This window comes from Mesotoga infera, from assembly GCA_011045915.1.
In the GTDB taxonomy this organism is placed as follows: domain Bacteria; phylum Thermotogota; class Thermotogae; order Petrotogales; family Kosmotogaceae; genus Mesotoga; species Mesotoga infera_D.
Window position 1 is genome coordinate 1 of record DSBT01000272.1, and the last position, 2,516, is coordinate 2,516.

At 46.4% G+C, this 2,516-nt stretch carries 3 protein-coding genes; 1 reads left to right on the plus strand and 2 read right to left on the minus strand.

Annotated elements, in window-relative coordinates:
• On the plus strand, positions 1-1,206 hold a 1,206-nt coding region (locus ENN47_09110), incomplete at its 5' end, for a bifunctional 2',3'-cyclic-nucleotide 2'-phosphodiesterase/3'-nucleotidase (GenBank protein HDP78322.1).
• A 103-nt stretch (positions 1,207-1,309) separates the two neighbouring features.
• On the opposite strand, the gene ENN47_09115 is transcribed toward ENN47_09110, so the two are convergent.
• Both ENN47_09115 and ENN47_09120 read right to left on the minus strand, forming a co-directional pair.
• Positions 1,310-1,771, minus strand: a complete 462-nt coding sequence (locus tag ENN47_09115; GenBank protein HDP78323.1) for a hypothetical protein — start codon at positions 1,769-1,771, stop codon at positions 1,310-1,312.
• Between the two features lie 348 nt (positions 1,772-2,119).
• On the minus strand, positions 2,120-2,516 hold a 397-nt coding region (locus ENN47_09120), incomplete at its 5' end, for a transcriptional regulator, RpiR family protein (protein ID HDP78324.1).

Sequence of the window (2,516 nt, forward strand, 5' to 3'; positions counted from 1 at the left end):
ATAACAAGCTATGACGCTCAGGAAAACGCTGCTTATTATCTTGCTCAGATCGAAGGGATCGATGCTATGATTCTCGGTCATCAGCATTCCCATTTCCCTGGGGATTTCGCAGATATTGAAGGCATCGATAACGACAAGGGACTGATTTTCGGTGTTCCTACTGTACTTCCGGGCTCATGGGGTTCACACTTAGGTGTAATAAGTCTCGACCTCGCCTATGACTGGAATACGGGAGAGTGGGAAGTGTTAGATGGTTCGGCAGCTCTTGTTCCCGTAGACGCCGATGTCGAAACTCATCCTCTTCTGGCTGAACTCGTTGGGCCGAAGCACGAAGCGACGATTGAATATGTAAGAACTCCCATCGGCTGGACCGATACTGAGATAACGTCTTACTTCTCAAGAATAATGGACAATCCTGTCACTCAGATCATAAACGAAGCTCAAATATGGTGGGCGGAGCGTGAATTTGCCGGTTCCGAATACGAGTGGCTCCCAATTCTCAGCGCTGCTGCTCCATTCATTGCCGGCAGACAGGGACCATCTTATTTCACGCATGTACAGGGCGATATTTCTATCGGATCCATCACCGATATCTACATATATCCAAATACCGTCTATGTGGCAAAACTCAATGGTGAACAGATAAAAGACTGGCTCGAGGCGGCCGCAAGTAACTTCAATCAGATCGACCCGTCGTCTGCAGAGCCGCAACATATTGTCAACTACGACTTCAGGGAATATAACTTCGATGTGATTGAGGGAATAGAATACGTTTATGATATTACTAAACCCGTGGGTCAACGGCTGGTCTCTGCCGTTTTCGAAGGGAACCCGCTCGATGCGAGCATGGAGTTTATTGTTGTCACCAATAACTACAGAGGAAGCGGTGGAGGAAACTTCCCACATGTGGCCGATAACGTTATACTTGCCACAACGGAGATAAACCGTGAGGCAATAATAAAGTACATACAATATATAGGTGAAGTGGATCCTGCCCCCACAAACAACTGGAAGATTCTTCCCGTCGAGACCGCCGGCCCTCTTCTCTATCGATCTTCTCCAGACGGTCAGGGATACGTTGAGAGGAATGCAATCCGCGGAATAGAGTTATTAGAAGTTGATGAGGCAGGATGGGGAGTCTACGAAGTAGATTTGGTGGAACTCTCTGAATATCTGGAAGAGGCAGCTCTGCAGGAAGTCAATTAGCTTGCTTTCTGAGTAAAGGGCCCCGAGAAAGGGGCCCTTCTTATTTATCTTTCCGCTGCGTTTGGTCCGAAATCATTTTCTGTCAGCCGGCTTTCAATTTCTGTTAGAGAGAGACGCTTTCCAGCTCCGAAAGAAAGTAGTTTTTGTCCTGTTCATCGGTAATAAGGTTGGCCGCTTCTCTCGCAAGCTGTAAGTTTTCCTTCATAAGGTCGTGTTCTCCCGCAACCATGTGAGCTCTCGCAACGGCTTCATAGCCAAAGGCAAGATCGAAACCACTTATCGCATTTTCGGTGCAATATTTGAGTGAAAGCTCTCCGTGGTATAAAGACGACTCTGACATGTTTAGCAAAGAGTAAACTCTGGACACTTGCCACTCACCCCTCGCAAATTCAATCGGGGTACCCACCACACCCCAGTGAAAGCGCGATGCGTGAGCGGTGTGTATCATAAGAAGGTCATCTTCTGCAGTTCTGTCTTTCTTGTCTATGAGGTCCCATGTAAGGTTGAAGTTCTCTATCGCCTGCTTTTTGTGCCATTCGTGCTCAGTAAACTTTTCAGAATCCATTGAAAACCATCCTTTCCGGGATAGTATTGCTTTATCCCACACATCAATCCTATCACTGACAAAAAGGAGAGCAATTAGCTGCGGCGACTCAAGAAGAACGCATAGTGCTCAAAGACTAATTTTGAAAGATGATCTTTCAGCGAGTTGAAAGACCTTAGTACAAAACAAGTAAACAGTAAGTGTGATTCGAATTGCTCCAATATTCCAACACCACAGAATCTTCAATTCTGGCCTGAGAATAAAGAGTTTGTCCTTCACAAAGATATTGCCTTTCAAAACGCTAACTCAATCCAGCGCTCATCAAAGAGGTTCCGCACTCAATCAAAAATACAATTCTTCAAACCTTAATCAAGATCCACCCATTGAGAATAACTGATCAAGAGCATCGACGATTCTCTCCGCCTTGTCCACAACTAGCAGCTGTATCCCGGTTTCCTCAGAGAGCACGGTGAAATATTCACTTGGCCCTTCCGGTGACACAAGGATTATGTAGTCGGCTTTAGGCATAAGCAAGTCGAAGGAATGTCTTGGATCGTTATCTGGCGAAGTGAAGCCTCCTTCAATATGTATTGCTACAACAGGAACTCCTCGCTTCTTGGCTATTGATATTAGATCCTCGATTCTGGAGATCTCCTGACCGACATCGATTTCCTCAACACCGCAGACGGTATACAGATCTCCCTCGACCATGGCTCCAGGTGCAATAATAAGTGCACCGGGCGCATTCTCCGAGTCGAGTCTCTCG